Genomic DNA, 25,868 nt, shown 5'->3' with positions numbered 1-25,868 from the left:
GCCGCGCCCCGCCCGGCCCGGTCGCCTCCCGCACGAAGGGTGCCTGCCATGACCCATCGGTCTCCCACCGGCCCGCCCGCCCCGCACCCGGCGACGCCCCTTGGGGATCGCCGGGCCGGGGCGCCGCGAGACGGGTTGCCGCCCCGTCCGTCCCTGCTGCCGGAACTCTTCCTCGCCACCGCATCGGAACGGCCCGACGCGGTGGCGGTCGAGGAGGGCGGTGTCCGGACGTCGTTCGCGGAACTGGCGCGGCGCAGCGCGGCCGTGACGGCGCACCTGCTGGCCCGCGGGGTTTTCGCAGACAGCGTCGTGGGGCTGTGCGTGCCGCGTTCGGCCGACTTCGTCGCCGCCGCGCTCGGCGTCATGCGGGCGGGGTGCGCGTTCCTGCCGCTGGACCCGGCCTATCCCGCGGACCGGCTGCGCTACCTGGTGGCGGACAGCGGCACCGCCGTGGTCCTGACGTCCGGCACCGGCACGGCGCGGCCACCGGACGGCCTCTTCCCGCCGGGCACCGCCGTCCTGCCCATCGAGGGCATCCCCCTGGACGGCCTTCCCTCGGACGGCCCCGCGCCCGCTTCCCGTGCCTCCTTCCGCCCGCCGACGGTCACCCCCGGCCACGTGGCCTACGTCATCTACACCTCGGGGTCCACCGGCCGCCCGAAAGGCGTACAGGTGGAGCACGGTGCGCTGGCGCACTTCCTGGCCGGTCTAGAGGCGGCCGGTGCGATCCGCCCGAGGACGGCCCGGGTCGGCTGGTCCGCCAGCCCCTCCTTCGACGCCTCGGTCCAGCAGTGGGCCCGTGTCTGCCGTGGTGACACGGTGGTGGTCGTCGACGACCTGGCGCGCCGGGTGCCCCAGCGACTGGTGGAGGCCGTCACCGGCGCCCGTCTCACCGACCTGGACATCACGCCCGGCCTGGCCGAGCTGGTGGCAGGCCGACTGGCCGCCGCGCTGCCGGCCGGCTCCGGGCTGCGCCTGTGGGTCGGCGGCGAGTCCGTGTCCCCCCGGCTGTGGCGCACGCTCGCCGAGCACTCCGCGGCGGGTCTGCTGGACGCCGTCAACGTGTACGGGACCACCGAGACCACCGTGGACAACACCTGGGCGCCGATCGAGGGCGACACCCCGCACCTGGGGGCGCCGCTGCCCGGCCAGCGCATCCGCCTGCTGGACGAGCGGTTACGCCCGGTACCGGCCGGTGAACCGGGCGAACTGTACGTCGCGGGGCCCACGCTCGCCCGCGGTTACCTGGGCCGTCCGCGGCTGACGGCCGCGCGCTTCCTCGCCGACCCCTGGGCCGCGGACGGCTCGCGGATGTACCGCACCGGGGACCGCGCCCGCCGGACACCGGACGGCCGACTGGAGTTCCTGGGCCGCGCCGACCACCAGCTCAAGGTGCGAGGACACCGTGTGGAGCCGGGCGAGGTCGAGGCCGCGCTGGCCGACTGCCCGGGTGTGCTGGAGTGCGTGGTGGTGCCCCGCGTCCAGGGCGGGGTCGGTGTGCTGGCGGCGTGTCTGCGGACGTCGCCGGGCACGCGCGTGGAGGAGGTGCGCGCGCACGCGGCACGGCGGCTGCCGGAGTGGATGCGCCCCTCCGCCTACGACATCGTCGCGGCCATGCCGTTGACCCCCTCGGGGAAGGTCGACCGGGCAGCGCTCGCCTCCGGGGAGTACGCCGGTGAGCGGTGAACCGCGCTGTGCCCCGACCGCCACCACCCTTTCCCTCCCCCTTCCGCTTCCTCTCTGCATGGGAACGCCCCACATGTCTGCTGCCGACGTACCGGAGACCTCCGGCCGCCCCTCACCGGTGACCCTGCGGGACCCCCGCGACGGAACCCCTAGGTCCCGTACGGTCCCCGCACGCGACGACGAGGTCCGCGAGGCCGTCGCCGAAGCCCGCCATGCCCAGGCGGACTGGGCGGCACTCACCCCCGGAGAGCGCGGCGACCGGCTGTCGCGCCTGGCGGACGCCGTCGAGGCGACGGCGGCGAAGTACGTCGACGCGGAGCGGGCGGGGACCGGCAAGCCGGAGGAGGAGGCCCTCGCGGAGATCCGCAACGCCACCGACCTCCTGCGCTTCTACGCCGGCGCGGGACGCACCGGCCTGGCTCCGGCCGGCGGCCGGTACCTGACCGGGCACGAGAGCTGGGTGCGCTGGGAGCCGCTGGGAACGGTCGCCGCGATCGTGCCCTGGAACTACCCGCTCATGATGGCGGTCTGGCGGCTGGGTCCTGCCCTGGCGGCGGGCAACTCCGTGGTGCTCAAGCCCGCGCTCACCACCCCCGACACGGCCCTGCTGCTCGCGGCCGACGCCCAGAAGGCCCTCGGTCCTGGCGTGGTGCGGGCCGTGACCGGAGACCGGGAGACGGGGCGCTTGCTGGTGCGGAGCGCCGTGGACGCGGTGGCCTTCACCGGCAGTGTGGCGGGTGGCGTGGACGTGGCCGCCCGGGCCGGGCTCCGCCGGGTCAGCCTGGAGCTGGGCGGCAACTGCCCGGTCGTGGTCCTGCCGGACGCTCCCGGGGACAGCTGCCGGGAGATCGTCCGCGCGTGCGTCTACAACGCCGGGCAGAGCTGTGCGGCACCGGCGCGGGTGATCACCCTGCGGGAGAATCACCGCCGGGTCGTGGAGGGCCTGGCCGACGCCATGGACGACCAGCGGGCCGGCGCCGACTTCGGCCCGCTGAACAACCCCGACCAACTGGCCCGCTACGACCGCATCCTGAGCTCCTCCGGTGCCGCCTTCCTGCACACCGCGCCGGTGGCCCCGCAGGCCGAGCCGAAGGGGTACTGGAGGCCGGGCACCGTGCTCGCCGACCTGGACGACGACGACCCGGCGGTGCGGGAGGAGGTCTTCGGGCCCTGCCTGACCGTGCAGCGCGCCGACTCCGTGGAGCATGCGGTCGCGCTGGCCAACAGCACACCGATGGCGCTGGCCGCCAGCGTCTGGGGTGGCGACGCGTCCCGGCTGCTCACGGTGGCCGGGGCCCTGGACGCAGGCGAGGTCTGGGTCAACTGCCACCTGCGGCAGACCGCCGAGCTGCCCCACGGGGGGCGCCGCGGATCCGGGCACGGCACCGACCTCAGCACCCTCGCTCTGAACGAGTACCAGCGCCCCAAGACCGTCACTGTGAGGCTCTCGTGAACCACCGGCCCGGAACGCCCGACACCGCGGACCCGCCCCCCGGAGACGGGGCCGCGGAGCCGCTGGACCGAAGCGCCGACCGGCGGGAGGACGGCGCCTGGCTCCGCCGCGCCTGGCGGTGCGACGGCACCCGCGTACTGCCGCTGTCCGGCGGGCGGACCTACGTCACCCGGGAGACCGGCGGCTCCCGGCTGGCTCTGGTCCGCCCGCGGGACTGCCCCGCGGGCGGGGAGCGGTACCTCCTGGGCACCGACCGGACGGGCACGGTGTACTTCGCGTACGCCGCCGATCGGCTGCCCGATGCGCCCCCCGGCGCGCCGCGGGTCGCGTGCCTGGACACCGTGGCCCATCCGCTGAGCGCCCGGGACCACGGCATGCTGGCGCACGCCACCGCCCTGGAGAACTGGCATCGCTCACACGGCCGCTGCTGCCGCTGCGGAGGGCGCACCGCACCGGAGCTCGGCGGTCACCTGAGACGCTGCACAGCGTGTGGTGCCGAGCACCACCCGCGCACCGACCCCGCCGTGCTCGTCCTGGTCACCGACGGGCGGGACCGGTGCCTCCTGGGCAGCCGTACCCGCTGGCCCCCACACCAGTACTCGGTCTTCGCCGGATACGTCGAGCCCGGGGAGACGGCGGAGGCCGCGGTGCGGCGCGAGGCCGCGGAGGAGGCGGCGGTGGCCGTCGGCGAGGTGCGCTGCGTGGAGACCGAGTCGCACCCATTTCCCGGCAGCCTGATGCTGGGCTACCGGGCGCGCGCCGACTCGGCCGCCGCGCGGGCCGACGGGCGCGAGATCGCGGCGGTCCGCTGGTTCACCCGGGACGCGCTGGCGGAGGCCGTCCGTACCGGACGGGTGGCGCTGCCCGATCGGCGCTACCTCGCCCGGCGGCTGCTCGAGGAGTGGTACGGAGGCCGACTCGCCCCCCGGCCGGAGGTCGCGGGCCTTCGGTGGATCGACTGAGACACGGCGTGCCGCCACGCCGTGAGGGAACGCGCGCGGCACGCCTACGCGCGCACGCAGCAGTTCGCGTCCGCGATGGCGGCGGCGGACCGAGCCGACTCCGACGAGAGGACGACCGTGATGAACCAGCCCTTCGGGCAGACCTTCGAGCAGTCCCCGAAACGGGGCGGTGACCTGCTGGCCGCCGTGACCGAGGTGGTGCTGCGGAACGCCCCCGACCCTTCCCCATTGGCCGACGCCGGGCCCGACGCGTCCCTCACCGCCCACGGATTCGACTCGATGCGCGTGGTGCGCCTGCTGGTGGACCTGGAAGCGACGCTGGGCGTCTCGCTGCCGTCCGACGCGATCACCGCCGAGACGTTCGGCAGCGTACGCAGCATCGCCGACGCCGTCCGCCGGACCGGTGGCGCACCCCCCGCCCCACCGCGCTGAGGCCCAACCGCGCTGACGCCTCACCCCGTTGTCGCCCCGCCCCGCTGACGACCCGCCCCTTGTGGAGCACCGCCCCCTACCGTGACGGAATGCCATGCACGACACCCACGACCGTGACCACCGACGAGCCCACACCTACGACGGAAGGGCGTTCACCGACCGGCTGCCCGTGCACCTCACCATGCCGGAGCTGCTCGCCCACCGGGCCGAGCGCCACGGGTCAGCCCCCTACCTCACCTTCCACGACGCGGACGGGACCGAGACGACCCTCACCTACGGCGACGCGCTCCGGCTCAGCCGCCGCCTGGCGGCGTGGGCCGGGCGCGAACTGGACGCCCGCCCCGGGGACGTCTTCGCACTCGCCCCGGTGAACGACCTGCCGTCGGTGACCGCCGTCTTCGCCCTGCTGCTCGCCGGCTGCTCCGTCCTGTCGCTGAACCCGGCCGATCCGGCCGAGCGCGTCACGCGGCAGGCGGACGCATTGGGCGCCAAGGCACTGCTACGGGGCCCGGGCACCACCACCGACACCGCGGTGACCTGGACGGTCCTGCCCGACCCGCGGGAGCTGCCCCCCGACGACGACACCTGGACCGGGCCCACCCTCGACCCCGGAGCCGAGGCCCTGTACTTCGGCACCTCCGGGTCGACGGCAGCCTCCAAACTGGTCGCGCAGTCGCACTACAACGGCGCCGTCAACGCCGCGGCGCTGCACCGGCACCATGGTCTCGGGCCCGGCGACCGGTTTCTGGGCTGCCTGCCCGTCCATCACGTCAACGGGCTGCACTTCAGCGTCTTCGGGGTCCTCGCCGCCGGAGCCCACGGCATCGTGCTCAGCCGGTTCGATCCCTTCCGGTACCCGGGCCTGCTGAACTCCTACCGGCCACGGATCGCGAGCGTGGTCCCCAGCATCCTGGAGACGCTGCTGGAGACCTGGCGGGCCCCCGGGATCCCGCGCGGGTTCGACTACTTCGTGTCGGCTGCCGCGCCGCTGCCCCGGTCCACGGCCCGGGCGGTACACGAGAAGTGGGGCGTGCGGATCCTCCAGGGATACGGGCTGACCGAGACGACCAACTTCTCCACCACCATGCCCCGCGGACTGTCCGAAAGCGCCTACCGCGCCCTGATGCTGGACTGCGACATCCCCTCGGCCGGAACCGCCTTGTACGGCAACGAGGTGGCCGTGCTCCGCGCCGACGGCCGGCGCGCCGAACCCGGCGAGAGCGGGGAGATCTGCATGCGCGGGCACAACGTGATGTCGCGCTACCAGGGGAACGCGGAGGCGACCGCGGAGGCGTTCGCGGGCGGCTGGTTCCACTCCCAGGACCTGGGTTACGAGGTGGTCGAGCCGGAGACGGGCCTGCGGTTCATCGTCATCACCGGGCGCGCCAAGAACATCGCCAAGGTGCGCGGCGAGACCGTCTCGCTCGAGGAGATGGAGCGCGCGCTCCGCTCCTTCCCCCCCGTCCGGGACGCCGCCTGCTCCACCGCGGCCGACCGCTTCCTGGGCGAGGTGGTGGTCGCGGCGGTGACCGTGCCGCGGGAGACGACTGACGCCATGCTGCTGGACCACCTCGGTCGGTTCTTCGACCCGGCGGTGCTCCCGGCCCGCTTCGTGCGGCTGCCCGCCGTCCCGAGGACCGCCACGGGCAAGGTCATCCGGCCCAGGCTCAGAGAGCTCCTCCAATCGGCCGTCCAGGAGTCCGCGCCCGCCGTGGACCCGCGGTCGTGAACGGGCGGCGGTCGTGGCGGCGAGGTCGAGCATGACGAACATGGCGACGGCCACCGGACGCGCCGCCCGCGGCACCTTCTCCGGGCTCCCGCCCGCGTTCTGGTGGCTGTGGGGAAGCACCCTGATCAACCGACTCGGGGCGTTCGTCTCCACGTTCCTCGCGCTGTACCTCACCATGCAGAAGGGGTACTCGGCGACCTACGCGGGCTTGGTGGCCGCGCTCTACGGGCTGGGGGGCGCCGCGGGGAACCTGGTGGCCGGAGTGCTCACGGACCGACTGGGCCGCAGACCCACCCTGCTGGTGTCCCAGACGGCCGCCGCGGGCACGGTGGCGCTCCTCGGTTTCGCCTCCCATCCGGGCGTGATCGCGGTGCTCGCCGGGCTGGCCGGGACGGCCACCAGCGCCTCCCGCCCAGCGGTGCAGGCGATGATGACCGACATCGTGCCCGAGCGGCACCGGGTGCGCGCGTTCGCCCTCAACTACTGGGCCATCAACCTGGGCTTCGCCCTGTCGGCCTCCGCGGCCGGCCTCATCGCCCGCCACTCCTACCGGTGGCTCTTCCTGGGCGAGGCGCTGCTGACGCTGCTCTGCGCGGCCATCGCCTACCTCCGGCTGCCGGAGTCCCGACCGGCGCCCCCCAGCGCGCCGGACGCGGTTCCGGAGGGTGTCACGTCGCTGTCGGCCGTGCTGCGCGACGTCCGCTTCATGACCGTCGTGGGGCTGAACCTGCTGCTGGTGACGCTCTACCAGCAGGGCCTGGTGGCCCTGCCGCTGGCCATGGGGGAGGCCCATTTCGACAGCGCCGACTTCGGCTTGGTGATCGCGGCGAACGGCGTCCTCATCGTGGTGCTGCAGATGCCGGTGACGCACGTCATCGAGCATCGCCCACCCGGCCCGCTGCTGGTGGTGTCGGCCCTGCTGACGGGTGCGGGCTTCGGCCTCACGGCTCTCGCCGACTCCGTCCCCTTCTACGTGCTCACGGTCTGCGTCTGGACGCTCGGGGAAATCATCAGCTCCCCCACCCAGATGGCCCTGGTGGCGCGGCTCTCCCCCGTTGAGGGGCGGGGGCGTTACCAGGGCGTGTACACGCTCTCCTGGTCGGTCGCCGCCTTCGCCGCGCCGCTGCTGGGCGGGCTGGTCATCGACCGGTACGGGGCGGACGTGCTGTGGCTGGGGAGTCTGGCGGTCGGCATCGTGGCCGCCTCCGGCTACGCCCGCCTGGTGCGCGGGGAGCCGGAGGACCGGGACCAGGAGACCGCCGCCGCACCGGACGCCGGGCGCTGACCGGGCGGCGCGGCGGTTCTGCGGCGCGGCGGTCCTCCTCACCTGCTGCAGACGCCTCAGACACCGCACGGCTTCGTTCACTGTCTCAGGGCAGCGTTGTCGACGGGCCCGAAAGGCGGTCGGCGAGACGGTCGGCGTCCCCTGACGCCGCGTCACGGCCGGGACCTGCCGCATCGATCAGCTCATCGAGGAAGCGCCCGTCCGTGCCTGGCAACGGCTGTCCTGCGGGGACGGGCCCCAAGGGTCCGCGCGTCTATGACTGGGCCGCGGGCAGCCAACGCCAGCAACGACGCAAAGGGGGGCTGCAGAAACAGGGGGGCTGCAGAAACACATCAGCCCTCATCCCGCTCACCGCGGCGGAGAACTGGCGACGCCTGGACGCTTTCCTGCCCCTCTCCGAGCCGGCCACGACCCCATCAGCTGGGAAGGCTTACGAACGGCGGGTCTTGCGCGCGCTCCTCGGTCAGCGCGACCGATGGCCGAAAAGTTCAATCAGCCCCGCCGGCAGGAACGCGGGCCGGTGGGGCCGGTTCACCTGGTACGGCACGAAGCCCAGCGAGGAGGCCACCGTGACCTCTTCGGCCGTCTCCGCCTGGTAGACGACTCGGCAGTGGCCCGAGGCGGTCTTCGCGCGCTGCCAGAGGATCGGAGCCGGCTTACGTTCGGTCTCGGCGCGCGGAGTGAAGATTCGGTCTGCGAAATCCTCCCAGGCGAAAGGAACAGGCCCCCGCCACGTCGCGTCGACCTCTTCTCTCAGCCTGGCGGCACGCTCGGTGTCGGTCGTGCCCCAGGAGGGCGGAACATTGGTGATCAGACCGACTTTGATGTGGCGTTCACGCAGGGCACGGAGATAAGAGGCCGCGCCACGCTGATAGCCGATGCTCCCGTCGTCGGCGGTGTGCACGAGGGTTTCGCCCAGGTCGAAGTACACGACAGGACAAGCGCGTTCACTGCTCGCATGTGTAGCTAAGACCGTTCCCGTGTCTCCGCTCGTGTTCTCAGGGGCGGCCACACTCGCTGAGGCGCAGAGCACGGTCGACACCAGGACTGCGCCCAGTACGAGGCGCGCACGGTCCAGGCTTTTGGAGGCGGATCTGTCCATGGCGCCGTCCTTTTCCTGCCGGGGGCATGACATGATATCCGGCCTGTGTGCCAGTGGTGGGATGATTTTCTTCACCGGCACTGGTCGGGTCTATGCGCTGCGTTTCAGGAGCAGGGCATGCCCTGCCCACCGGCGGCGACGATCCCGACGAGGACGGTGTAGTGGTCGTCGTGGCGCAGGGTGTGGGGGCGGTGGTGGTCAGCCGGGCTCCCGGGGACTACCCGCGGACTGGCCGGGAGGGCCTGCCGCCGGCGGCGTTCGTGTTCCCGGACACCACGGCCGCGAAGGTCGCCGACATGGTCGCCGTGTTGCAGCTGAAGGAGCACGGCGCGGACTCGGCGGTGTGCCGGCGGCTGGGACGGGAGGGTGAGCAGACGCTGACGGCCGGGCTCGGCAACCCCGACGGGGAGGCCCTCACCGCCACCAGGCCCCCCGCGCCGACGCGGAAGAGGAGCGGCGCAGGCAAGCCCTGTCGCGGCCTGCTCCACCACCGCAGCCGACCCGGTCTGCTCCCGGCCTGCGGCAGACCGCGTACGGACGTGCAACGGCCGTCGGGGCGCCACTGCGGTTACGCCCATGCGGCACCGCAGGCGATCGCCGGTAGGCTACGGCGGTGCGCACGGTCGAGCTCCTGCTGGATGAGGCGGCGGATCTGGCGGTCCGGGAGGCCTGGCGGCGGCTCGCGGACGCGGGGCTGCCCAGTCAGGCGCGCCACCGCTCACCGACCAACAGCCCGCACCTCACCCTGGCCGCCTGCCCGGAGCTGACCGCCCCGATTCGCTGGGAGCTCGCCGAGGTGGCCGCAGCCTTGCCGCTGCCGGTGCGGTTCACCGGCGTGGTCCGCTTCGAGCGGCCCACCTCGGTGCTGGCCTGGGCGCTCGACCTCGACTCCGCGCTGTCCGCCGTGCACCGCCGGGTATGGGAGGCGGTTGCCTCGGACAGCCCGCCCGAGACCCTCAATCCCTTCCACGAACCCGGACGCTGGAGCCCTCACATAACCCTCGGCCGGACCCGGCGGTCCGGTGCCTTCGCCGGCCGGCGGGTCCCCGAGCTGCTGCCGGCGCCGCCGCTGTCGGTCTGGCTCACCACCCTGCGTAGCTACGACACCGAGACCGGCGCCCTGGAGGTGCTGGAGCCCCGTTCCTGAGACGCCCCGACCCCCGACCGGTCAGCCCACCGCGGAGCGGTAGCCCGCACCGTCGCGTCGGTTGCTCGCCGCGTGAGTGTCAGTTGTCCGTTCGCAGACGCATCAGGCTCTTGCGGCGCTGTTCGGCGACGCCTCCATAGACTGCGCCCAGGCCAGCCGAGGCCCCGCCGTCACGCGGGCTCGGTCAGAAGGAAGGGATTCAACCGAGCGTTGGTGGAGCGGTCGACGTTGAACAGGAACCCCAGCACCGAGTGCCGGAAGGTCAGTGGCCGCCGCTTGGGGGCTCGCAACCGGTGCCGTCGGGGTAGCCACCGAAGGCATCCGCCTTGGTGGAGTCACTGCTCATCGTGCCCTCCACACACCAGGGAGAAGCGCCGATGTCGATGAGGAAGTCGACCCCGGCGGACCCGTCCTGGTATGCCTGAACCTTCCCGGCGGAGTAGCCGAGGCTGGTGAGCGCGTTGCGGACCCTGTCCGGGGCGAAGTCGCCGCGCTGGCGCAGCGGTTCGAGTGCCCTCTTGATGCGTCCGACGGCGGTGAGGCCGTCGCAGCGGCTCTGGCCGTGGAGCGGGATGGGAACTCTGAAGCCGTGGTTTTCGGCGTAGTGGTCGGTCGGCGGCACGGTTGAACTGGGGGTAGTGGCGGCCGTGGGCGCCGTCGGCTCGGGGCTTTCACCGGGGCAGGGGAAGTCCGCTGGTGTACTCGGCGTCGATATGCCGGTCGGCGTTGGGTGCGAACGCCGGTCCGAGTCGGCGGTATCCCCTGCCCGCTGCGTTCCGCACCCGGCCGCCAGCAGGACCATCCCCGCTAACGGCAGCATCCCGAGCCGGGCTCTCGTCTTCCTTGGCGTCGTCATCCCCCGATCCTGCCCGGCAGCTCGGTGGGCGTCGTGAGTACTTCTACTCATCGGGCTACGACGCCCGGGCCTGGTCGTCTCCGCATCGGCCACGATGTCACCAGGTGCTGGGCCCGCAGTGCCGATAGTTCGCCGGCTCAGCTTCTGGTGAAGGTGAATGCCTGGCTGGAGGCCTCGGTGCAGTCGGCCTGCACGGCTTCGGCGCCGTCTGCGATGGGGGGCACGAATCCCACGCAGAGGCTGCTGTGGAGTGGCCGGAGTCGGAAGCCGGTGCCGGAAGTTTCCAGGCGGAATTTCTGGTTGTTGCTGTCCGCGCAGTCTCGGGGGGCGAGCAGGGCTCCGGGGGAGGTCGAGGCGCCGTCTACGGCCAGGCAGCCGATGCCCTTGCCCGGGTCGGGGTTGTGCCACTGGATGCGGTAGGTCTGGCCGCTCAGCTTTTCCATGTAGACGCGGGGGAGAGGGGCGTCTGCGCAGGAGTGCTGAACGGCGATCTCTCGGTCGGTGCGCCCGTTGCGTTCGCGTCCCTCGGTGAGACAGAGAGAGGGAGAGGAGGCCGGGTGTATGCGGGTCCAGCCGGCAGCCGGCATCCGAGCGGAAACGCGCGTGGGGCTGTGGCTGGGGCGGGGGGTGGTCGACCTTTCGTGTTCGACCGGCGAGGCGGTGGGGGAGGTGGCGGGGTCGGTGTCGGCCGTCCGGCTGTCGGTGGGCGAAGGGGTCGGCTGCGCGGAACGTGTGCCGGGCGAGGTGTTCCCGGGTTGGGTGCTCTTGGGTGCGCTGCCGAGGTGGTGGTCTGAACCGTGGCCGTTCGGCCACAAGGCCAGCGCCAGTATCCCCACGACGGTGCATGCGGCGATCGCGACCAGTGGTCCCTGCCGGCGCCAATGGGACTGCGTGCTCCTTGGGCGGGTGATGCCGTCGGCCGGGTCGCCAGTCGTCGGTTCGTCGGCCGGGCCGGTGTCCGGGCCCTGCTCCTCGGCGGCTGCGTCCATGGGGGCCTGCACCGTTGCCTGCGGCGGGTCGTCGTCCTCCTGGATGGCGGTTTGCGGTGCGCGCTGGCTGGCGGGCGGTGGTGACGCGGTACCGGATATGGACAGGCGCCGTCGGGCGTCGAGCCATGTGGCCACCGTGTCGTCGTCGCCGCCGCATGCCCGTACGTAGGCGGCCAGGAGTTCGGCGCGGGGGAGTTCGTCGCGGCTGAGGGCGGCGGAGATCGTCGCGCGCGGCAGGACGTCGCCGGCATCGGTGGCGATGCGTTCCAGCTGCCGGTAACTCAGGTCCGCCCAGCGGCGTAACTGCCGCATCAGTTCCACGAACTGCTCAGGGCTGTGCGCCGTTGCCGGGTCGGGCCCTTGTCCCATCACCACTCCCTCGTCTCTTGGGTACCAAGGGAGCTTAGAGGCAGTTGATCTGTACATCAGCGCTGTTCTCCAGCGTCGTTGAGCCAAGTTCGAGGACCGGGTGCCGACTGCCGCCGAGGACACGTCGTTCGTACCGCCTGCTCGATCGTTCACGGGTGTATGTGGCGGTAGGCGACGACGTTGCCGGGGGCGGGCAGGGGCGCGGTGGTGACCACGGTGCCGGGCCGCGGGGCGTGAATGACCCGCCCGTTGCCGATGTACAGCCCGACGTGTCCACCGCCGTAGGACAGGACGAGGTCACCGGGCACCAGGCGGCTTCGGGTGGTGCCTGCTCCGGCGTGGATCTGCCCCCAGGTGGTGCGCGGCAATGCCACCCCGGCCGCCTGCCATGCCCGCATCACCAGGCCGGAGCAGTCGAAACCGCGAGGCCCCGCACCGCCCCACACGTAGGGCTTGCCCAACTGCTCCTCGGCGTAGGCGACGACGGCCTTCGCCGCGGACCTTGCGGGCTTGGCGGGCCTGGTGGTGGGCGCCGTGCTGGGCTGCCGGCCCGGCGCAGGAGCGGTCGCCGACGGGGTGGTCCTCGACGGCTGGGCGGAACCGGAAGCGTCCGGCTTCACGGGAACGCGCAGCGAGTGCCCGGCGTAGATCAGGGTCGACGATCCCAGGTGGTTGAGCCGCTGCAGCGCCTTCACGGTCGTGCCGTGCGTACGCGCCAGCTCCCACAGCGTGTCACCCGGCCGCAGGGCGATCTTCTCCACCTTCGCGGACTTGGCCTTGGCGGTGCTCGGCTCGGCGGGCTTGGTCGGCTCTGCCTGCGCGGGACCGGGCACCGCCGGGGCTTCCGGCCGCGGCGTGACCGACGGCCCACCGACCGCCGACGAGTCAGATGGGCCGTGCACGGCCAACAGCATGCCCGCCAGCACCGAGAGCACGAACCCCACGGTCAGCCCCGCCACGGCCGCTATGCCAAGGCGGATCTTCTTCGCGCGGGCGCCGGGGGTGCGCGGCCTGCGGTGCGACACCGGCGTCGGCCGGGGCCCCTTCCCCGCGGTCTGCTTCCTGGGCGCCTGCCACGAGGGCGGGAGCACCGTCTGCTGTCCCATCTCAACCTCCTTGAGAAACCGCGTAGTTCGCGGCCCGGCAAGGAGGTTGTTTCGCCGCGAAGGCGTCCCGCCAGATCCTCAGGCGTCCGGGACAGTCCAGGTGCGTCCAGCCCGGACACAACCGTGCTCAAGAATGGAGGACATGCGGATGGACACCCCATCCGACCTGCACGGGCAAGGTGGGACTGTCCCAGCCGCCGCAATGTGTTGCCCGGCCTCCAACCAGCGGGCAACCCTTCTTCCACCGCCCCGCAGCGCCGGGTGATGCCCCCAGTCGAAGGCGTCGCCACACGCGTTGTCGGGCCGGCTCTGCCGCTCGCTGGTGTCGACGACCGCGGGCAAGCGCGCCGCGCGCCAGGCCGCCTACTCAATCCGGTCCGGCATTCGGCGCTGACACCTCATCCCTTCAACGCTGGAGCGTCAGCATGCAACTCATACGAGCCCGGGTAACCCGTCCTCTGGTGATCGCCGCGGTCCTCGCGAGCACACTCGGAGCGGCTGCGGGAGTGACCGCGGTCAACGGCGGGTTCACCGGCGAAACCTCCTCTGCCAGCTCGGACACCGTGCAACCGGCAGCCGCCGAGGCCAAGCAGATGCCACCGGACTGCAACACCGGCTGGAAGCAGTACAAGCCGCGGAAGAACTTCATGTGGAACAAGACCACGGGCTGGTTCCGCGTCGGCGAGACCAACGTGCGGTTCCGCTCCGGGACGGGAGAGTTCTTCTACCGGTACGACCACAGGTGCAAGCGCATCGAGGGCTGGAGGGGTTACGCCAGCTCGTACCAGACGATCGCCAAGGGCCCTGAAGCGAAGATCCCGAAGGCCAGCCCCTGGTACCCGGCGAACGAAAGCTGCGGAACGACCAATGAGATGAACGTCATCATCGGCTGTTACCGGGGCCAGTTCCGGTACCAGGAAGTCAACAACCCGCCCACCAGGTAACCCACCCTTAGGCACGGACGCTGTGGGTTCGCCCGGTCAAGGGCGAACCCACACGCACGGTGAGGGTCTGGGCCGCAAGCATGAACCCACCGAGGTACCGGTCAAGTTGGCGGGAGCCCCGGCCGCCGCAACAGCCCGTCGGCTGACCCGTCCCTCGTCCCGCCCCCCGGCGAGGGCTGACGGCCAACCCGCAGAACGAACGATTCGCGCAGCGACCGACAGACAGGGCACGGCGCCGCTGGTGGCCGTGCCCTGCCGTCCGTTCCGCGCTCCCGCTGTCGCCCCCTGTGCGCCTGCGGACGGCGGGGCAGCGCCACCGGGACAGGGATCTGGAGTTCACGCAGGTCGGTTCGGTGTGGCCTCAGCTAGGCGGACGGAATCGGTCTGGACACCGTGCCGCACCAGCCGGCCGGGTCACCGTCGACGCGCTGCGTGTGGCGTTGCGGCCCGAGACCCGAGTGCTGGCGCTGGGCAGCGTGCAGTGGACCAACGGCTACCGCGCCGACTTGGCGGCCATCGGGCAGCTGTGCCGGGAGTGCGGGGTGTGGCTGGTAGCGGACGCCGTCCAGCAACTTGGTGCCATTCCGCTGGATGTGAGCCGGTTACCTGTCGACGTCTTGGTCTGTGGCGGACACAAGTGGCTGAACGCTCCGTTCGGCGCCGGGCTGCTCCATTTCACGCCGACCGTCAGGGAACGGCTGCGTACGCCGCTGTCGGGATATCCGGCGGTCGAATGCCCCGACGGCGATTGGGACGAACATCTTCAGACCGCTGGCATCGGCCGGCGCAGGAGATGCCGTTCACACCGACGCCCGCCGGTGGGAGAACGGCGGCGCCGGGAACTGCCCTGGTGCGGTCGGGCTTGCGGCCAGCCTGCCACTGGCGCTGGAGCTCGGAACCGGGACCACAGCCAAGTACATCGGCGGGCTCACCGACAGTTGATCGGTGGACTCGACCGCCTCGGAGTCTCCGTCATCACGCCCCGGGAGGCGCACGTCCGGTCGGGCATCATCACCTTCAGCGTCGGCTCAAGCGCCGCCAAACCAACGCCTTGACCGAAGCACTCGCCGACGTCTTGGTCTCGCTTCGGGAAGGCACCGCTGTGAGGAACCGGCTGTTGCACTCCCCGGGTTGTCCCCGCGGCTCGCCGGTGCAGGTATGCGGTCAGGGGGTCAGGTGAAGGTGAACCGGTTGTTGCCGGATGCCTGGTAGGTGAGCTGGTCGGGCAGTTGGCTCCTGGCCGTGTCGATGCCGACCGTGCCGGTGTTCTGGTTGTAGGTGAAGTACACCGCTCCGCCGGCGAGGTCCTGCGAGGTGACACGCGCCGGACGATGACATGGGTGGTGGTCTGCGTGTCCTGTCGATCGCCTGGCACTGCTGTCCGGAGGTCAGTACCTGCTGCTGGTCTTCGACCTTGAATACCAGGGCGCAGGCGTCCTGCGGTCGCCGGTGCCGGGCTCATCCATATGCCGTCCGCGTATCCTGCTGGCCGCCCGCAAAATCCGCGCAGCGCCGTCGCTGCGAGGGTGAGACGGCAAGACTGGGGGAGGGGCGCGTGAAACCGGTGGAGGCGGCGGATCCGGCTGCTGTCGGGGGATACCCGATCTTGGCACGCCTGGGCGCCGGAGGCATGGGCCAGGTCTATCTGTCCCGTACGACGGCCGGACGGCCGCTCGCGCTGAAGACCGTTCGCCCGGATTTGGCCGAGGCACCCGACTTCGAGACGCGGTTCGCCCGGGAAGTCCGCAACAGCGACCTCGTCCGGTCGCCGTTCACCGTCTCCGTCATCGATTTCAGTCCACCCGGCCACCGCCCTCAGTGGCTTGCGACCGAGTACGTCCCGGCGCCGTCGTTGGCCGACTGGGTCGCGGCACACGGGCCGCTCCCGCCGGTCGCACTGCGTGCGCTGGCCGGCGAACTGGCTGCCGCCGTCGCGGCTGTACACGCCTGCTCGCTGGCGCACCGGGACATCAAGCCGTCCAACATCCTGCTGGGCCGCGAACGGCCCATGCTCATCGACTTCGGTATCGCCCGGGCAGTCGACGACTCACGGCACACCCACAGCGGCGGCGTCATCGGCTCTCCGGGCTACCTGGCCCCCGAGCAGGTCGCCCAGGGCATCGTGACCGAGGCCGGCGACGTCTTCTCCCTCGGCTGCGTCCTGGTGTTCGCGGCAACCGGACGCAACCCGTTCCAGCACCCGGGAGAGGAGGTCTCGGCGGCCTCGCTGCTGTACCGCATCGTGCACGAACAGGCTCACATCGAGGCCCTGCCACCGGAGTTGCTGCCCGTCGTGAGACGCTGCCTGGCCAAGCAGCCCGAGCAGCGACCCATCAGCAGGGAACTGACCGACCTGCTGCCCCGCCGATCCGGCTCGACCTGGAAACAGACACTGCCACCCGGCCTCGGTGACGAACTCGCGGCCCGGGAGGCGGAAGTGACGCGCCTGGTCACGGCACCCACGGTCACAACCGCCATCGTCATGACGGCTCCACCACCGCCCACCCGGACCGCAACCCCGCCCCCCGCCGGTGGAACTGCCCCGCCACCCCCGGCCGCAGCCGGCCCTGTAGGCGTTTTCGGACCCCCGACCTCCCCCCGCGCAAGGCCGAGCGGCCCCACTGGCGTATCGCCCGCGGCCACCGGCACCAGGCAGTCCATGACATCGACATCGCACGTTTGGTGGATTGCTGCCGCGGCTGCGGCGGTCGTCGCCGTCACCCTGGTCGCGCTGTTGCACCCGTTCGACGGGCGAGACGACCGGGCAGGAACGGACGCGAAGGACGGCGGGCGCCCCACACCCTCCACCTCGGCGACCGTGCCGACACTCCCGCGAAAGTGGACGGGAGTCTGGACCGGCAGCGGGCCGGGCAACCCTCGCTCCGATGGCGGACTCGTGCCTCGCACCACTTCGTTCAAGGTCACGCTGACCCTGCACGCCGCCGCCGTCGGAGAACTCGCCGGCAAGCAGGTCAGCAACGTCACAGAGGCCGGCACTCAACGCGAGGTGGGCTGCACCGAAGCCCTCGAACTGCGGGGCGTACGCGGAGCCACCGTCACCCTCGAGGCGGTCACAAGCCACCCCACCGACCGCTCAGCCCCCCTTCTGACCTGCGAGAAGGGGCACGTGTACGTCGTGGAGCTGTCGGATGACGACACGATGACCCTCGGGGAGGAGGGCGCCCAGTCCGCAGGCGCACCCTCTCGCCTTCACCGCAGCCCAGACAGCCGATGACCACCCGAGGGAGGAGGGCGCAGCAGCCGCAGTCCAGAAGGTCCTACGGCCGGGAGGACGGCCAGGTCTAGCGACCTCTACCTTGGGCGATGGGCGCGCGAAGCAACGCGGTGTGCCCGCCAAGCAACGCGGTGTGCCCGTTCGGTCCAGCTCGACCGCCATTGCCCGCTCCCGCTGCCGGGATCCAGCGGCGTACGCAATGCGTACGCGATCCGTACGCCGCAGGTGCGATTGGGGGCTGAAGATATGGTCGGCATCGGTCTGCGACGCCGGCGTGGTCGCGCTCGAGGAGCGGGTGAACCGCGGAGTAGGCGAGAAACGCGGTGTCCTGGTAGGCATCCTGCTCGTCGCGAAGTGTGTTCACGAATTCTGCCGAACGTAGCCACGACGACGTTCCCGCGATTCCGTGTGTGCGGCACCGACTGCGTCTGAGTCGCCCAGGCGGCCTGACGCGCTCAATGGTCACCCGTAGGCGGGCGCACGGCGCGTGGCAGTGGCTGACGCCAGTCGCCCAGCCTCGTGAGGAGGAACTGACGGGTGAGGGAACGTATGTCGTCCCAGGCCGGATCTGTGGCCAGGGAGTTGGCCCAGAGGCCGACGCGGCACGCGGTATCGATCTCGCCGAGGCGACGGCCGATGGCCCGAAGGTCGTGCAGATCCGCGGACTCGAGCACTCCACGTTCAGCGAGTCCTTCGGAGACGCGGCAGAGAAGTTCCGCCTCTTCAACTGCGTCCTTCGTTTCCAGCTCACGCTCGCCCAGCCAGGCAATCTGGTCCTGGGCGTCGGCTGCGAGGAGGGCCATGAAGCGCAGCGTCCAGGTGTGCAGGTTCGTGTCGGCGAGATGGTTCATCCCCGAAGGATCGCATCTGACTCCCGTAGCCGCGTTCGATGGCACGGAGAGGCGGCAGGGCCGGCGCGGCACCCGCGGAGGTTGGAGCGCGAGTGCTGCTTCTGACATCGAAGACGCAACCGTCACCTGTCCGCTCAGGGTGCGGGTCCACGTCTCCATGAGGCCGGCCGCGCCGGTGTCGTCGGCTGAAAGACGGACGACAATCTTCGGTTTTTCCGCGAGCCGCTCCATGAGTGCCTCGTACGGCGCTCGCGGCTGTCTTCGTCGGCAGCAAGCCCGAGTGGGAGCACGGGATCCGGCACCGCTTCATCGCCCGGCGGTATGGAACCGATGGGCCGCCAGGACCGATGGTTCCGGTCCCGCCGGGCGAATTAGTCCGTCTGCGCGGCTGTGGGGGTCATCTGCCCGACCAGCTGTGGGAGCGGGAAGAACTCGACTGGGCGCTCGCAGCAGTCACCGTCATGGCGGCGGTCCTGACGGCGTCATCCGTGGACGAGGCGATCTTGAGCAAGCATGCCTCGGAGAGCGGCTGGCGCTGGCGGATGATGCCGCTGTAAGGATCAAGGTTGAAGAGCTGTCGCTGTGGGCGGCTCGAAGACGAACACCGAAGGTCACTGCGGAACCGTACACGGCATCCCCAAAGCCCAGGCCGCTGCCCGAAAACCACGCTGCCAGGACGCCGGGTTTGAACAGTTCGCATCACTGCAACGGGTGGATCGGCTGACCAGCTGCACAGGAACAACATCGGCGACGTTCGCCAACAAGCGTGCTGATGTGCCAACTGTGCTGCGTCGTCACGCTCCGTCCGCCGATGCCGAAGCCGAACGCGCGCAGCAGATGCAGGACGAGGAGCGCCGCCAGGAGCAGGAAGCCGAAGCCGCCGGCCGCGCCCCGGCAAGCGGGCTTCCCGCCCGAGGACGAGGTGCTGCTCAGTTTCGAGGACTTCACCGCCCGGCTGCCTCTGCGCAGCCACGCACGGTGCGCTCAGCGCTGGCCTGTCCAGTTGTGAGCCACGTCGATCACCAGATGGCCGGGCAACTGGAGCACCCGGAACGGCAGACGGGCACGGACGCCGAGGCCGATCTGTGTCTCCCCTTCGAAGCTGCCGGCGAACCGGGTGTCCATGAACGTGCGGTATCCACGGAGGTCCACGCCCGGAAGGGAGCGGCCCACCCGGCCCGGGTACGTGACCGTGCCACTCTCCGGGTCGTAACTCGGTGCACCGACGTGGACGTCGAGTACGGCCCCACCGCCGACGGGGATGTAACGACCGGATGCGCTCTGATGGAGCCGGTGGACGTACCCGACCTGGTAGCCGAGGGAACGCCCAGCGCCGGGCACGTCGAACACCATGCGGTCGAAGCAGTCGTGCCGTCCGGCCCTGATGTTCTTCAGCGGGACGGCTCCCGTGGCGGACCCGCCCTTGTCGCCGCTGCCCCAGCCGGTCGCGCAGGCCGTGGCATGCGCAGTGGCCGCCGATGCGGCGCCCGCGGCGGTCGTCGACGCTCCCAACCCGGCAGCCCCGACAATGAATGCCGCCGCCATTGCCCAGATTCTTCGCATAAGATCTCCCTTAGTCGTGTCATGCCTTTATGGGGTGAGACACGCAGGTATGGTGAATGGTTGCATGCCGGGGCGGCCGGAATATGTTGCGTTTGTATCTCGCCGCCCGGCACAGCCGGGGGCCCCGTCCGGAGCGGGTGGCAGGGCGAGGTGAGCGAGATCGCCCGATCGTGGTGTGCTCACCGGCCACAGGGGAGCGGTCGGTTCCGTCGGCGAGCGTGGCGGGAGCATCGGTGAGGTCATGCGCTCCCGCAGCCGGCCGTAGAGGTCCATGGGGCCGGCCGGACCGCCTTGAGCCGGCGGGGAGCGGCGTACACGCCGGTCCAGTCGCCGGGGCCCGGCACGCCGCGCATTTTGCCGGCGATGCATACGGCGGCCTGACCCGACCGTTCGAGTACCCGAAAGGCCATGGCTCGTCGGGGGCGGTCACGACCGACCGGTTGAACGCCATGCGCGGGACGGCCGGCGTCAAGACGAGACCTTCCGCGCGCGGCGAGACGACCGGACCACCGGCGGCGAAGCCGTACGCGGTCGACCCCGTGGGCGTGGCCATCACCAGCGCGTCGGCGCGGGAGAGGCGAGGGGCCGGCCGGCCAGAGAGACCCGACCGACACCTGCCGGTCCCTGGCCAGCTTCTCCAGCGCGATGTCGTCGAGCGCGGTGACGTTCAGGGCGATCCCCCAGTCGTCATCGACCTCGCACTGCGTGCGCACCGGGGGCTGGGGCGGGGGCGAGAGCGGTCCACGGCCATACCGCATCAGTGGCTCCATGTGCTGCGGCACCTCCAGCCGGCACGACGGCCGCAGGGTGAGAAGCATCCGGCTCTCGACGGCGTTCCGCTCCTGCCGTACGGCGTCCAGCGCCGCGCGCACCGAGGTGGCCGGGACCTCCGTCAGGAAGCCGGCCCGTCCCAGGTCGACGCCGAGGACCAGGACGTCGTTCTCGGCCGCCGGGCGGGCACCGCGCAAGAAGGGTTCCGTCGCCGCCCAGGCTGCCGATCAGGTCCGGATCGCCCGCCGTGTCGATCTCCTCCCGGGCGCTGTGCCGCTCGCCGTCCTGCCGCACGTCGATGCCGGCACACCCCACCGGGTGCTCGGCGCATCAGTCCCGCATGCCGCCCGCGGCAGCCACGGCATCCGCCCGTCCGCCGTGCACCGCCAGGCCGATACGGTTCACCGTCATACCCGCCTGCCAGCCGGCTCGCACATTCCGCTACGAACCGGGCCGGCACCTCACACGCCACGCCGCCGGACCGGCCCCCGCACGGGCCTTCCGTGTCGATCCGGGCTAGTTCTTGTCACCGCCATGCCACAAGTGATCCACAGCGGAACCCTGGTCCGGCGGCGGCTGTCTCTCTCGGTGAACACCGGCTCGGAACCGGTTGACCTTTGCACTTCGAACATCGGGGGAACCCATGCAGTACGGAAACACCAGCCGCGTCGCCGCCTCGGCGCTGGGCCTGATCGCGGCCGCGCTGGCGCTGACGGCGTGCCAGTCGGATGGCGGCGATTCCACGGCCGGGACGTCCTCCACCGCCCCGACCACTGCGGCCGCATCCCCCACGGCCACCTCTCCCACCAGTCCGGCCCCCGCGACCTCGCGGACCTCCGGCGCCGGCACGCCCGCTTCCGGCGCCCCCGCCTCCCCGGCGACCGCCACCTCGGCGACCGCCACCTCGGCCGGCACCGCGTCCAAGTGTGCGGTCACGGCCCTGAAGGCGAGGGTGTACCAGGCCGCTAACCGTCCGGTCGGCACCGGCACCGGAGCGGCGATCGTGGAGTTCACCAACGTCTCCGGAAAGCCGTGCGTCCTCATGGGCCACCCGACGGTGGCCGGGGCGGGCAACGGCTCCCCCGAGCACAACACTCCGCTGTCGGTGACCCCTACGGGCTCCGCGTCGAGCGTGCGGGTCGCGCCGGGCGGAAAGGCGTGGGTGAAGCTGACCTTCGTACAGGTTCAGGGCGAGGGTGACGGCTACTGCGCGTCCGGCGCGGACCCCGCCGTGTACCCGACGCTGGTGGTCGGCCTGCCCGGGGCGGGCGCCCACCAGGTCGCCCTGTCGGACGGCGAGTTCGCCGAGTGCGACAACAAGGTCACCGCGACCGCGGTCTCCGCGCTCAAGCCCTCCTGACAGCGCCCTTTTTCCGCGAGTGAAGGACGCCGCCCCTGCCGAGCGCCGGGGGCGGCGTGCCGTCAGCGAGCCGTCGCGCAGAAGACGGCGGCCCGGGCGGCCCGTTCCACCAGGGCAGTGCCGTCCTTCAACGAGGTGTCGCCATCCGAGAGGAAAGCGACGAGGTAGCGGTGTCCGCCCGTGGTGATCCGGCCGGCGCACTTCACCACCATGCTTCAGCACCGGGCACGACGGCGGGGCCACTGCGCCGTCCAGGCGGCGGAGGACCACTCCGCCTACCTGATTCGACTTCCTTCAGTCCGCCGAAACCGAGTTGCTCCAGCGCTCGGACAGCGAACGCCGCAGTCGCGTGGGTCGGAAGCTCCGGTCCGCGCTGTTGGCCCCAGGCCCGCACCCGCCCGTAGCGCTCGTCGACCTCGACCGGGACGCTGTACCGCTCCGAGTCGCTCCGCAGCCTCCGGCCGGCCCACGTCGACCCGCTCCACCGAGCGCATCGCCCGCCCACGCCGGGTGGGGTCCGCCTTCGCGACGGGCAGAATGGAACGCATGGCTCGCACCGTCATCCGGTGCTCCAGGTCCTGGGTCGGACGGTCACGGAGCTGAGCGCAGTAGGCGATCCGGGTGGGGCGCTTGAGCTTCCGCAGCTCGGCGCGGAGCTCGTCCGGCGCAGAGACGATCAGGGCTTTGAGCTGGTTGATCGCGGCGGTGGAGGCGAGGACGGCGCCGTGACGGGTGGCAAGCGACACCCGCAGTGCCTCGCGTTCACCGCGGAGGCGAGGCTCAAAGGGATTGAGCGAAGAGCGGCTCGGAACCTTTCAGCCGTGGGCCGAGGCAGGCCGCCAGTGCGCGCGTAGTCCCTCAGCTGCCGCGCCGGCTTGGTCCTCACCCGCCTGGTAGGCCGCCTTCCACGCTTCAGGGTCGCTCTGCTCGGCGTCCAGGAGGCGCACCACGGCCGGATCGGGGGCCAGGATGTGGGCACCGTCGGCCGTGGGGTGTGGGTGGCGGTGGGCGAGCGGGTCGACCACCACCACCGAGCGGGCATCGCCCGCCAGGTCGGTGTTGGTGCCGGCTCGCAAGGCGCCGTCCAGGTAGCGGCGGCCGTCGACGGCGACAGGGGGCTCAATCCCAGGGAAGGCGCTGGACGCGGCGACCGCGCGAACCAGTGGGACGCCCGCGGTGGCGTCCCACACGATCGGCTCGCCGCTCTCGGCGTCAACGGCCGGGATCAGCAGCGGGCGTCGCGGCCAGCTGTCGGCGGCGATCAGTGCGGCGCGCTGGGCGAGCAGTTGGTTCTCCGCCTCCGCGTCGACCGTTTCCAGGGCGATGCGGCCCACCCGGCGACGGGCATCGGCAGGGTCCAGGCCCGGGTCGCTGAGGACGGCGAACACCGCGCCCGTCACTGCCGGGTCGGGGCGGTGCGGCGCGGACGAGGCGTTGGCGAAGCGCCGGACGGTGGCGAGGCGGGCGGGGTCCTGCCCGGTGGCGATGACTGCGCCGACGATCGCCCCGGCTGAGGTGCCCACGATGAGGTCGGCCTCACCTAGGTCAACCCCGAAGCTGCGTAGGCCCGCCGTCAGCCCGGCCGTCCATGCGGTGCCAAGACGCCCGCCGGGCCCCAGGACCAGTACCCGGTCGAGGTCGTGCATGCCGTCGGTGTCCATGGCTCCCCGTCCGTTATTGAAACGCCCGTGTCATATACTTGCACAGCGCTATCGCACGAGAGGACGGTGCACTGTGGGACGACCTCCCGATTCCGGCCGGCGTGACCGCGTTGTGGCACAAGCCACCGACTACGTCCTCGCGGAGGGGCTGGCCGGATTGAGTCTTCGTCCGCTGGCCACGGCACTGGGTACCAGCCCGCGAATGCTGCTTTACGACTTCGGCAGCAAGCAGGAGTTGGTGGCCGCAGTTCTCACCGAGGCGCGCCGGCGCGGCGCTGAGCGCCTCGCGCACGGCCTGCCGCCGAGCGGCGCCACCGTCCAGGAGCGGCTGCGCGGGATCTGGACGTGGCTGAGTGCGCCCGAACGCGCCCCGTTCGTACGACTGTTGTTCGAAGTTCACGCCGACCTGCTGGCCCATCCCGAGCGCTACCCGGACCAGGCAGGGGCTGTCACCGACTGGTTCGGCCCACTGCGCACCGTCTTCGCCGACATCGCCACTGGGAACGACGACGCCGCCACCCCCACCCTCGTCATGGCCGTAATGCGAGGCCTGCTGTTCGACCTCACCACCACTGGCGAACGCGAGCGCACCGATGCCGCCCTGGAGCAGTTCGCCGCCCTTCTGCAGGCGCCCTGACGTCTCGGCGGCGCGCCCCAGCCATCGGCTTCTGGCCCTGCTCGACAGCCAGGTGCAGCGTGGTGGTCAGGTCGCCACGCGAGCGGCCCGGCCCGTGGTCGTCCGGCTCGGTGTCGACACCGCCGGGGGCTCGACCTGCGCCTCGCTCCTCCTTCGCGCCCCGGCGGCGTGCTGGTGGGCCCGGGACATGGTGGGGTCGACGGTAGTGTCCCATCGAATCAGACGCCTTGCGTCGACCTGGTTTGCAGCTCAGCGAGGACGCTCTTCCAAGTGCCGTGGCGCTGCCAGCGACGGAAAAGGTCGTACACCCGCCCGTACCGTTCCTGCACGTCCCGCCCGCCACGGCGCCCCAGTGCGTGTTCGCCACCGTATGCCGTCAATCAGCTTCCGCCGGATCCCCTTCCGCGGCCGGCCCGACTTCCTGCCGGTTGGTAACAACGGCTCCAGCCGGGCCCACATGGTGCCCGCAGGTCCGCTTCCAGGTCGCGGTCGCGCCCTGCTTGTCGGGGTGGGCCAGCACCAAGACCCCGTCGATGCCCACGACGACCTGGCCGATGGCGTCAGGGGCATCGGTGCCGACCAGCTGGTCGCGGAAGAAGCGCAACGGCTGCTGCCAGTACTGCGACTGCTGCCCCAGCGGTGGCTGCGGGGGATGTGACTGCGGCTGTGACGGCTGCGACTGCTTTTGCCCTTGCGACGGTTGCTGAACGCCGACTTCCTGCGTGAGGGCAAACAAGTAGGCCCGCCACCTGAGTGGCGGGCCTACTGCGCTTACTGCGCGGGAAGAAGTGATCCGTTACTCGAACCGGACCGTAGACCGGTCAGAGGAACCGGACTCGGCGTCCCACTGCTCGACCTTCAGGAGCAGCTGGTGAAGGCGAGAGTAGGCCAGATCCCCCATGGCCGCCCGACTGGCATCGGAATCCCGCCATACGAGCTCCACCGGGCGAGCAACATCGGTCGTCAGGCGATCCCACAGAGCGTCCAGGTTCCATCCGTAGTACGGACCGAAATCCAGTGCCGAGTCGAGTGCCGCATGAAAGTCGCGCTCGGAAGAGATTGCGCGACCTTCTACCACGAGCTCCATGTTCCTGCTACTTCCGTTCGCCGAGCCAGTTGTAGGCGTAGGTGGTGATGTTGCCCTTGGCGTCGGTGATCTTCGACAGCTGCCCGCTGCGCCCCCCGCCAGAGGACTCCGCCGGGTGGGGCTCGCGCGAGATCCTGCACATCACTCTCGTGGCGCCGGAACTGGTCGTGGAGGTCGGTGTCGATATCACCCGCGACAGTGGCGGGCGCTGGCGCCACCTGGCTCGCCGGCACCGGAGCCGCCCGGACCTGTCCCCAACCGACACCCCGCCTTTCGGAGGATCCTCGCAAAGTCCCCGACTCCCGGACGGGGCCGGCGCACCCGCCGGACATGACAAAGGGGCCGCGCCACTCGGCGCGGGCCCTGACTGCTGAACGCCGTGAAGCATCCGAGCATGCTTGGCGAAGCCCACCGGGAGCTCAGCCGGTAAACGCATCAGCGCCCGCATCACCCTCCTCAACGACCCCCAGGGCGCCAGTGCCGGACGCGGCCCCCGGTGAGACTCTGAGCCGCGGACCCGCGCTGCCGCGCCAGGGTCCCCGAGGACGGCGCGAGGCAGTCGGGCTGCGCACCACCGACCGTGTGACGATCTGCGTTGAGGCTGGTGGGCGACGGCGACCCGTGGATCGGCAGCTGCCCACCT

Annotated in this window: 26 protein-coding genes and 1 pseudogene; 12 read left to right on the top strand and 15 right to left on the bottom strand. The window is 71.4% G+C overall.

What is annotated here, in order from left to right; genetic code table 11:
- Positions 1-48: 48 nt before the first annotated feature.
- The 6 genes from ABZ079_RS29675 (at position 49) to ABZ079_RS29650 (ending at position 7,547) form a co-directional block, all read left to right on the top strand.
- The gene (locus tag ABZ079_RS29675; RefSeq protein WP_356942500.1) at positions 49-1,686 is read left to right on the top strand and encodes an amino acid adenylation domain-containing protein; all 1,638 of its coding nucleotides are present in this window, start codon (positions 49-51) and stop codon (positions 1,684-1,686) included.
- A 73-nt stretch (positions 1,687-1,759) separates the two neighbouring features.
- Complete coding sequence (locus tag ABZ079_RS29670; RefSeq protein WP_356942499.1) at positions 1,760-3,139, top strand: aldehyde dehydrogenase family protein; 1,380 nt, start codon at positions 1,760-1,762, stop codon at positions 3,137-3,139.
- Positions 3,136-4,101 carry an NAD(+) diphosphatase gene (gene nudC, locus ABZ079_RS29665; RefSeq protein ID WP_356942498.1) on the top strand — a complete coding sequence of 322 codons (966 nt, stop codon included), beginning with the start codon at positions 3,136-3,138 and terminating at the stop codon, positions 4,099-4,101. Before ABZ079_RS29670 ends, nudC begins: the two co-directional genes overlap by 4 nt.
- 21 nt (positions 4,102-4,122) lie before the next feature.
- The gene (locus ABZ079_RS29660) at positions 4,123-4,533 is read left to right on the top strand and encodes an acyl carrier protein (protein ID WP_356942497.1); all 411 of its coding nucleotides are present in this window, start codon (positions 4,123-4,125) and stop codon (positions 4,531-4,533) included.
- Positions 4,534-4,627: 94 nt separating this feature from the next.
- On the top strand, positions 4,628-6,262 hold the full coding sequence (locus tag ABZ079_RS29655) for a class I adenylate-forming enzyme family protein (RefSeq protein WP_356942496.1): 1,635 nt from the start codon (positions 4,628-4,630) through the stop codon (positions 6,260-6,262).
- A gap of 40 nt (positions 6,263-6,302) precedes the next feature.
- The gene (locus ABZ079_RS29650) at positions 6,303-7,547 is read left to right on the top strand and encodes an MFS transporter (protein ID WP_356942495.1); all 1,245 of its coding nucleotides are present in this window, start codon (positions 6,303-6,305) and stop codon (positions 7,545-7,547) included.
- 463 nt (positions 7,548-8,010) lie between these two features.
- Here ABZ079_RS29650 and ABZ079_RS29645 read toward each other — a convergent pair whose 3' ends face one another.
- A complete protein-coding gene (locus tag ABZ079_RS29645; protein ID WP_356942494.1) occupies positions 8,011-8,478 on the bottom strand; it encodes a hypothetical protein in 468 nt (155 codons plus the stop codon).
- A gap of 784 nt (positions 8,479-9,262) precedes the next feature.
- On the opposite strand from ABZ079_RS29645, the gene ABZ079_RS29640 reads away from it, so the two are divergent.
- Positions 9,263-9,796 (top strand): 2'-5' RNA ligase family protein, encoded by a 534-nt coding sequence (locus tag ABZ079_RS29640; protein WP_356942493.1) that lies wholly within the window; start codon positions 9,263-9,265, stop codon positions 9,794-9,796.
- Positions 9,797-10,058: 262 nt separating this feature from the next.
- Here ABZ079_RS29640 and ABZ079_RS29635 read toward each other — a convergent pair whose 3' ends face one another.
- From ABZ079_RS29635 to ABZ079_RS29625, 3 genes are all read right to left on the bottom strand, one after another.
- The gene (locus ABZ079_RS29635) at positions 10,059-10,418 is read right to left on the bottom strand and encodes a hypothetical protein (protein WP_356942492.1); all 360 of its coding nucleotides are present in this window, start codon (positions 10,416-10,418) and stop codon (positions 10,059-10,061) included.
- Positions 10,419-10,789: 371 nt separating this feature from the next.
- Positions 10,790-12,010 carry a hypothetical protein gene (locus ABZ079_RS29630; RefSeq protein ID WP_356942491.1) on the bottom strand — a complete coding sequence of 407 codons (1,221 nt, stop codon included), beginning with the start codon at positions 12,008-12,010 and terminating at the stop codon, positions 10,790-10,792.
- A 149-nt stretch (positions 12,011-12,159) separates the two neighbouring features.
- Positions 12,160-13,116, bottom strand: a complete 957-nt coding sequence (locus ABZ079_RS29625) for an NlpC/P60 family protein (protein ID WP_356942490.1) — start codon at positions 13,114-13,116, stop codon at positions 12,160-12,162.
- A 425-nt stretch (positions 13,117-13,541) separates the two neighbouring features.
- On the opposite strand from ABZ079_RS29625, the gene ABZ079_RS29620 reads away from it, so the two are divergent.
- Together ABZ079_RS29620 and ABZ079_RS29615 are read left to right on the top strand one after the other, a co-directional pair.
- Entirely contained in the window at positions 13,542-14,060 is a 519-nt protein-coding gene (locus tag ABZ079_RS29620) for a hypothetical protein (RefSeq protein ID WP_356942489.1), read from the top strand.
- Between the two features lie 287 nt (positions 14,061-14,347).
- Entirely contained in the window at positions 14,348-15,115 is a 768-nt protein-coding gene (locus ABZ079_RS29615) for an aminotransferase class V-fold PLP-dependent enzyme (RefSeq protein WP_356942488.1), read from the top strand.
- A gap of 117 nt (positions 15,116-15,232) precedes the next feature.
- Here ABZ079_RS29615 and ABZ079_RS29610 read toward each other — a convergent pair.
- A pseudogene (locus ABZ079_RS29610) lies at positions 15,233-15,355 on the bottom strand (hypothetical protein); the annotation flags it as partial.
- 311 nt (positions 15,356-15,666) lie between these two features.
- Here ABZ079_RS29610 and ABZ079_RS29605 point away from each other — a divergent pair.
- Complete coding sequence (locus ABZ079_RS29605) at positions 15,667-17,295, top strand: serine/threonine-protein kinase (protein ID WP_356942487.1); 1,629 nt, start codon at positions 15,667-15,669, stop codon at positions 17,293-17,295.
- Between the two features lie 455 nt (positions 17,296-17,750).
- Here ABZ079_RS29605 and ABZ079_RS29600 read toward each other — a convergent pair whose 3' ends face one another.
- From ABZ079_RS29600 to ABZ079_RS29585, 4 genes are all read right to left on the bottom strand, one after another.
- Positions 17,751-18,146, bottom strand: coding sequence for a hypothetical protein (locus ABZ079_RS29600; protein WP_356942486.1), 396 nt, complete (start codon positions 18,144-18,146; stop codon positions 17,751-17,753).
- Between the two features lie 699 nt (positions 18,147-18,845).
- On the bottom strand, positions 18,846-19,094 hold the full coding sequence (locus ABZ079_RS29595; protein WP_356942485.1) for a hypothetical protein: 249 nt from the start codon (positions 19,092-19,094) through the stop codon (positions 18,846-18,848).
- Positions 19,095-19,130: 36 nt separating this feature from the next.
- Positions 19,131-19,691 carry a hypothetical protein gene (locus ABZ079_RS29590; protein ID WP_356942484.1) on the bottom strand — a complete coding sequence of 187 codons (561 nt, stop codon included), beginning with the start codon at positions 19,689-19,691 and terminating at the stop codon, positions 19,131-19,133.
- A 37-nt stretch (positions 19,692-19,728) separates the two neighbouring features.
- A complete protein-coding gene (locus ABZ079_RS29585) occupies positions 19,729-20,262 on the bottom strand; it encodes a hypothetical protein (protein ID WP_356942483.1) in 534 nt (177 codons plus the stop codon).
- An 861-nt stretch (positions 20,263-21,123) separates the two neighbouring features.
- Here ABZ079_RS29585 and ABZ079_RS29580 point away from each other — a divergent pair.
- On the top strand, positions 21,124-21,840 hold the full coding sequence (locus tag ABZ079_RS29580) for a DUF4232 domain-containing protein (protein WP_356942482.1): 717 nt from the start codon (positions 21,124-21,126) through the stop codon (positions 21,838-21,840).
- A gap of 62 nt (positions 21,841-21,902) precedes the next feature.
- Here the strand turns inward: ABZ079_RS29580 and ABZ079_RS29575 are convergent, their stop codons facing one another.
- Positions 21,903-22,052, bottom strand: a complete 150-nt coding sequence (locus ABZ079_RS29575) for a hypothetical protein (RefSeq protein WP_356942539.1) — start codon at positions 22,050-22,052, stop codon at positions 21,903-21,905.
- Between the two features lie 603 nt (positions 22,053-22,655).
- Positions 22,656-23,501 (bottom strand): patatin-like phospholipase family protein, encoded by an 846-nt coding sequence (locus ABZ079_RS29570; RefSeq protein ID WP_356942481.1) that lies wholly within the window; start codon positions 23,499-23,501, stop codon positions 22,656-22,658.
- A gap of 202 nt (positions 23,502-23,703) precedes the next feature.
- On the opposite strand from ABZ079_RS29570, the gene ABZ079_RS29565 reads away from it, so the two are divergent.
- A complete protein-coding gene (locus ABZ079_RS29565; RefSeq protein WP_356942480.1) occupies positions 23,704-24,138 on the top strand; it encodes a hypothetical protein in 435 nt (144 codons plus the stop codon).
- 249 nt (positions 24,139-24,387) lie between these two features.
- Here ABZ079_RS29565 and ABZ079_RS29560 read toward each other — a convergent pair whose 3' ends face one another.
- Genes ABZ079_RS29560 through ABZ079_RS29545 form a run of 4 tightly spaced genes read right to left on the bottom strand, consistent with a single transcriptional unit; the run spans position 24,388 to position 25,367 of the window.
- A complete protein-coding gene (locus tag ABZ079_RS29560) occupies positions 24,388-24,597 on the bottom strand; it encodes a transposase (RefSeq protein ID WP_356942479.1) in 210 nt (69 codons plus the stop codon).
- Positions 24,515-24,874 carry a hypothetical protein gene (locus ABZ079_RS29555; protein WP_356942538.1) on the bottom strand — a complete coding sequence of 120 codons (360 nt, stop codon included), beginning with the start codon at positions 24,872-24,874 and terminating at the stop codon, positions 24,515-24,517. The genes ABZ079_RS29560 and ABZ079_RS29555 overlap by 83 nt, the downstream gene beginning before the upstream one ends.
- 60 nt (positions 24,875-24,934) lie before the next feature.
- The gene (locus ABZ079_RS29550; protein ID WP_356942478.1) at positions 24,935-25,225 is read right to left on the bottom strand and encodes a barstar family protein; all 291 of its coding nucleotides are present in this window, start codon (positions 25,223-25,225) and stop codon (positions 24,935-24,937) included.
- Positions 25,226-25,232: 7 nt separating this feature from the next.
- The gene (locus ABZ079_RS29545; protein ID WP_356942477.1) at positions 25,233-25,367 is read right to left on the bottom strand and encodes a hypothetical protein; all 135 of its coding nucleotides are present in this window, start codon (positions 25,365-25,367) and stop codon (positions 25,233-25,235) included.
- Positions 25,368-25,868 lie beyond the last annotated feature (501 nt).

The sequence above is a fragment of the Streptomyces sp. NPDC006314 genome (assembly GCF_040613075.1).
GTDB lineage: Bacteria > Actinomycetota > Actinomycetes > Streptomycetales > Streptomycetaceae > Streptomyces.
This window is presented reverse-complemented; position numbering and strand designations above follow the sequence as displayed.

What these genes read in the sequence shown, in the direction of transcription:
- ABZ079_RS29675 (WP_356942500.1), top strand. Translation starts at nt 49, where the DNA reads ATGACCCATCGGTCTCCCACCGGCCCGCCCGCCCCGCACCCGGCGACG.
- ABZ079_RS29630 (WP_356942491.1), bottom strand. Translation starts at nt 12,010, where the DNA reads ATGGGACAAGGGCCCGACCCGGCAACGGCGCACAGCCCTGAGCAGTTC.
- ABZ079_RS29545 (WP_356942477.1), bottom strand. Translation starts at nt 25,367, where the DNA reads ATGTGCAGGATCTCGCGCGAGCCCCACCCGGCGGAGTCCTCTGGCGGG.
- ABZ079_RS29620 (WP_356942489.1), top strand. Translation starts at nt 13,542, where the DNA reads ATGCAACTCATACGAGCCCGGGTAACCCGTCCTCTGGTGATCGCCGCG.
- ABZ079_RS29570 (WP_356942481.1), bottom strand. Translation starts at nt 23,501, where the DNA reads ATGGACACCGACGGCATGCACGACCTCGACCGGGTACTGGTCCTGGGG.
- ABZ079_RS29585 (WP_356942483.1), bottom strand. Translation starts at nt 20,262, where the DNA reads ATGGCCACGCCCACGGGGTCGACCGCGTACGGCTTCGCCGCCGGTGGT.
- ABZ079_RS29650 (WP_356942495.1), top strand. Translation starts at nt 6,303, where the DNA reads ATGGCGACGGCCACCGGACGCGCCGCCCGCGGCACCTTCTCCGGGCTC.
- ABZ079_RS29560 (WP_356942479.1), bottom strand. Translation starts at nt 24,597, where the DNA reads ATGTGGGCCCGGCTGGAGCCGTTGTTACCAACCGGCAGGAAGTCGGGC.
- ABZ079_RS29580 (WP_356942482.1), top strand. Translation starts at nt 21,124, where the DNA reads ATGCAGTACGGAAACACCAGCCGCGTCGCCGCCTCGGCGCTGGGCCTG.
- ABZ079_RS29550 (WP_356942478.1), bottom strand. Translation starts at nt 25,225, where the DNA reads ATGGAGCTCGTGGTAGAAGGTCGCGCAATCTCTTCCGAGCGCGACTTT.
- ABZ079_RS29565 (WP_356942480.1), top strand. Translation starts at nt 23,704, where the DNA reads ATGCTGCTTTACGACTTCGGCAGCAAGCAGGAGTTGGTGGCCGCAGTT.
- ABZ079_RS29625 (WP_356942490.1), bottom strand. Translation starts at nt 13,116, where the DNA reads ATGGGACAGCAGACGGTGCTCCCGCCCTCGTGGCAGGCGCCCAGGAAG.
- ABZ079_RS29670 (WP_356942499.1), top strand. Translation starts at nt 1,760, where the DNA reads ATGTCTGCTGCCGACGTACCGGAGACCTCCGGCCGCCCCTCACCGGTG.
- ABZ079_RS29590 (WP_356942484.1), bottom strand. Translation starts at nt 19,691, where the DNA reads ATGGCGGCGGCATTCATTGTCGGGGCTGCCGGGTTGGGAGCGTCGACG.
- ABZ079_RS29575 (WP_356942539.1), bottom strand. Translation starts at nt 22,052, where the DNA reads ATGGTGGTGAAGTGCGCCGGCCGGATCACCACGGGCGGACACCGCTAC.
- ABZ079_RS29600 (WP_356942486.1), bottom strand. Translation starts at nt 18,146, where the DNA reads ATGAACCATCTCGCCGACACGAACCTGCACACCTGGACGCTGCGCTTC.
- ABZ079_RS29655 (WP_356942496.1), top strand. Translation starts at nt 4,628, where the DNA reads ATGCACGACACCCACGACCGTGACCACCGACGAGCCCACACCTACGAC.